This window comes from Actinosynnema sp. NPDC049800, from assembly GCF_040656635.1.
Classification (GTDB): Bacteria; Actinomycetota; Actinomycetes; order Mycobacteriales; family Pseudonocardiaceae; genus Actinosynnema.
On the sequence record NZ_JBFAMT010000118.1, the window covers coordinates 1 to 4,396 of the forward strand.

Annotated in this window: 2 protein-coding genes; both read left to right on the forward strand. The window is 75.1% G+C overall.

Translation table 11 applies throughout. The features are described from left to right. Nucleotides 1-2,639 (forward strand): KR domain-containing protein (locus tag AB0I91_RS44535; protein WP_499642324.1); only part of this gene is annotated, 2,639 nt, incomplete at its 5' end. 22 nt (nt 2,640-2,661) lie between these two features. Then, the coding region (locus AB0I91_RS44540; RefSeq protein WP_499642326.1) for a type I polyketide synthase at nt 2,662-4,396 on the forward strand (1,735 nt) is incomplete at its 3' end.

Sequence of the window (4,396 nt, forward strand, 5' to 3'; positions counted from 1 at the left end):
CCACGGTGACGGGGGAACCGGCTGAGAAGTTGAACACCGCGGAGTACTGGGTGCGGCACGTCCGCGAGCCGGTCCGCTTCGCCGACGCGGTGCGCGCCCTGGCCGACGAGGACGTCACCACGCTGGTCGAGTTGGGACCGAACGCCGTGCTGTCGGCCATGATCCCCGCCATCACCGGTGACGTGGTCGCCGTGCCGCTGTTGCGCCGCGGCCGACCCGAGCACGAGGCGGTCGCCGCGGCCCTGGGCGCGCTGCACACCCGCGGCGTGGCAGTGGACTGGGCGGCGTACTTCCGCGGCTCGGGCGCGCGGCGGGTCGACCTGCCGACCTACCCGTTCCAGCACGAGCGGTACTGGCTGGAGTCCGCGCCCGCCACGGGGCACGTCTCCGGGCACGTCTCCGGGCACCCGCTGCTCGGGCCGGCCACCGCGGTCGCGGGTTCGTCGCGGGTGCTGTTCACCGGGCTGCTCGAAGCCCGGTCGTGGCTCGCCGACCACCTCGCGGTGCCGCCCGCGGCGTTCGTGGAGATGGCGATCCGGGCGGGCGACCAGCTCGGCACGCCGGTGCTGGCGGAGCTGGACACCGACCTGCCACTGACCCTCCCGGCCTGGGTGCAGATGTCCGTGGACGCACCCGACCAGGACGGCCGGCGCGCGTTCACCGTCTACGCCCGGCCGGACGACGAGGACGCGGCGTGGACGGCGCACGCCAGTGGTGTCCTCGCCACGCACGGTGGCGACGGACCCGCCGTCACGGACGCCGGCACGACCGTGCGGCTGCCCGACGCGATCGCGGGCGAGGCCGGCGCGTACGGCCTGCACCCGGTGCTGCTGGACCTGGCGGTGCCGACAGCCGTCGGTGCGGCGACCGTCCGGGTGCCCGCGACGTGGCGCGGCGTGCGGCTGCACGCCGCGCACGCCGCGGCCGTCGAGGTCCACGCGCGGCAGGTCGACGGTGGCACCACGTCCCTGGTGCTCGCCGACACCGCCGGCCGACCGGTGCTCACCGCCGAGGCGATCGGGTTCCGCGACCTCCCGGTCGAGCGGTTCGCCGCCAGGTCACCGCTGCGCGCGCTGACCTGGACCGAGGTCACCGCCGAACCCGTCACCCCGGCCGAGGTGGTGCGCCTGGAGGTCTCGACGGGCGATCCGGTCGCGGCCGCGCACGCCGCGGTGGCCCGGGCGCTGGAGCTGGTGCGCGAGCGGTCCGCCCCGGTGGTCGTGGCGACGAGCGGTGCGGTCGCGGTGGCCGACGAGGAGGTCGACCTCCCCGCCGCGGCGGCCTGGGGCCTGCTGCGCTCGGCCCAGTCCGAGCTGCCCGAGGGCCGCCTGGTCCTGGTGGACACCGACGGCGACGTGGTGGTGCCCGCCGGCGAGACCCAGGTGGCGGTGCGCGGTGGCCGGGTACTCGCCCCGCGCCTGACCGCGGTGCAGCCCGCGGCGCGCGCGACCGACTGGGGCGCCACGGCGCTGGTCACCGGCCCCCTGGGTGGCCTGGTCGCCCGGCACCTGGTCGAGGCGCACGGCGTGCGGAAGGTCGTGCTCGTCGACGCGGAGGCGCCGGGGGTGGCCGCCGGCACCGTGCCGGCGACGTGGGACGACCTGGCCGCGGTGGTGGCCGAGCACCGGCCGACCGTGGTGGTGCACACGACCGGCGAGCCGGATGACTCCCCGCTCGCGAACATCACGCCCGATGCCCTGGCCGCGGCGCTCGAACCGGGCGTGGACCGCGCCTGGCGGCTGCACGAGCTGCTCCCCGACGCCACCGCGTTCGTGCTGTTCTCCTCGACCGCCGGGGTGCTCGGCGCGCCCGGTCGGGCCGGGTACGCCGCCGCCGCGTCGTTCACCGACGCCTTGGCCCGGTATCGCGCGGCGCGCGGACTCCCCGCGGTCGCGGTCGCTTTCGGTCCACGCGCCGGCGCACCCGGCTTCCCCGTGGTGCCCGACGAGGAACTGCTGCGCCTGCTCGACGTCGCGGTGGCCGCCGGCCACCCGGCGGTCGTGGCCGCGCCGCTCGACGAGGCTGCCCTGCGCGCGGCGGACCGCGTGCCGGTCCCGCTGCGCGGGGGGAGGGCGCCGCGGCGGCGCACGGCCGATGACGGGCAGGCGGCGTCCATGGTGGCGCTGCTGGTCGGCCTGGAGGCCGACGAGCGCCGCGATGCGGTGCTGGAACTGGTCCGCCGCGAGGTGGCCGCCGTGCTCGGCCACAAGGTCTCGGCGGGGATCGAGGAGCAGCGGCCGTTCCAGGACCTGGGCTTCGACTCGCTGACCGCCGTGGAGCTGCGCAACCGGCTGACCGCGGCCACGGGTGTGGCTCTCCAGGCGACGTTGGTGTTCGACCACCCGACGCCCGCCGCGCTCACCGACCACGTGATCGGCGTGCTCGCGCCCGCGGCGGACGAGTCGGTGCTGTCCGAACTGGACCGGTTGGAGGCCCTGCTCGACGGTGTCGACCGGCAGGACGACCGGCGCGAGGAGATCACCGGGCGGCTGCGCACGATCTTGTCCCGCTGGACCGCCGAGTTGGGCGCGCCGCCTGCCGACGAGGGTTCCGCGGTCGTGCTCGAATCGGCGTCCGCCGACGAGCTGTTCGACTTCATCGACAACGAACTCGGTCGCGGCGTCGACCGGTCCGCCTGAGCGCCACCGGGAGAAATCGGCGATGTCCAACGAAGAGAAGATGGTCGAGTACCTCAAGTGGGTCACGGCCGATCTGAAGAAGGCGCGGCAGCGCATCACGGAGCTGGAGGCCGGCGGCACGGAGCCGATCGCGATCGTCGCCATGGCGTGCCGGTACCCGGGCGGCGTGTCCTCGCCCGAGGACCTGTGGCGGCTGGTGCTGGAGGGCCGGGACGGCATCACCGCCTGGCCGGACGACCGCGGCTGGGACGTGGAGGCCCGCTACGATCCGGACCCGTCGCGCACCGGCACCTCCTACACCGACCAGGGCGGGTTCATCGTCGACGCGACGAGGTTCGACGCCGGGTTCTTCGGCATCTCGCCGCGCGAGGCGCTGTCGATGGACCCCCAGCAGCGGGTTCTGCTGGAGACCGCCTGGGAGTTGTTCGAGCGGGCCGGCCTCGACCCGACGGCCCTGCGGGGCAGCTCGACCGGCGTGTTCGCCGGGGTGGGCGAGCAGACCTACCTCGGTCTGGACGGCCCGGAGGAGCTGGAGGGCTACCTCATGACGGGCAAGTTGAGCAGTGTCGCGTCGGGTCGGGTGTCGTACACGTTCGGGTTCGAGGGTCCGGCGGTCACGGTGGACACGGCGTGCTCGTCGTCGTTGGTGGCGTTGCACCTGGCGGCCCAGTCGTTGCGCCAGGGCGAGTGCGACCTGGTGCTGGCGGGCGGATCCACCGTGTACGGCCACCCCGGCGGCTACGTCGACTTCTCCCGCCAGCGCGGCCTCGCTCCGGACGGTCGGTGCAAGTCCTTCTCCGCCGACGCGGACGGGACGGGCTGGTCGGAGGGTGTGGGGCTGGTGTTGTTGGAGCGGTTGTCGGACGCGCGTCGCAACGGGCACCCGGTGTTGGCGGTGCTGCGGGGCAGCGCGGTGAACCAGGACGGGGCGTCCAACGGCCTGACCGCGCCGAACGGCCCGTCCCAGGAGCGCGTCATCCGGCAAGCGCTGGCGAACTCCCGGCTGTCCCCGGTGGACATCGACGTGGTGGAGGCGCACGGCACGGGCACGCGCCTCGGTGACCCGATCGAGGCCACCGCGCTGCTCAACGCCTACGGCAAGGACCGCCCGACGCCGCTCTACCTCGGGTCGTTGAAGTCGAACATCGGCCACTCGGTCGCTGCGGCCGGCATCGGCGGCGTGATCAAGGCGGTCATGGCGGTCCGCCACGCCATCCTGCCCAAGACCCTGCACGTCGCCGAGCCCACGCCGTTCGTGGACTGGTCGGCCGGGTCGGTGGAGCTGCTGACCGAGAACCGGCCCTGGCCGGAGACCGGCCGGCCGCGCCGCGCGGGCGTGTCGTCGTTCGGCGTGAGCGGCACCAACGCCCACGTCATCCTGGAGCAGGCCCCGCCGGTGGCGGAGCCCGAGCGGGCGGACCGCGAGGCGCGTCTCCCGGTGGTGCCGTGGGTGTTGTCCGCCCGGTCGCCCGAGGCGCTGCGGGCGCAGGCCGACCGCTTGCGGGACTTCGTCGCCGCCCGACCGGACCTCGACCCGCTGGACGTGGCCTTCTCGCTGGCCACCACGCGCGCCGCGCTGGACCTGCGGACCGCGGTCGTCGGCGCGGACCGGGAGGCGCTGCTGGCGGGCTTGGCCGTGGTCGCCTCGGCCACCCGCGTGACCGGTCGTACCGGGTTCGTGTTCGCGGGTCAGGGGTCGCAGCGGGTGGGGATGGGGTTGGGGTTGGCGGAGTCGTTTCCGGTGTTCGGTGCGGTGT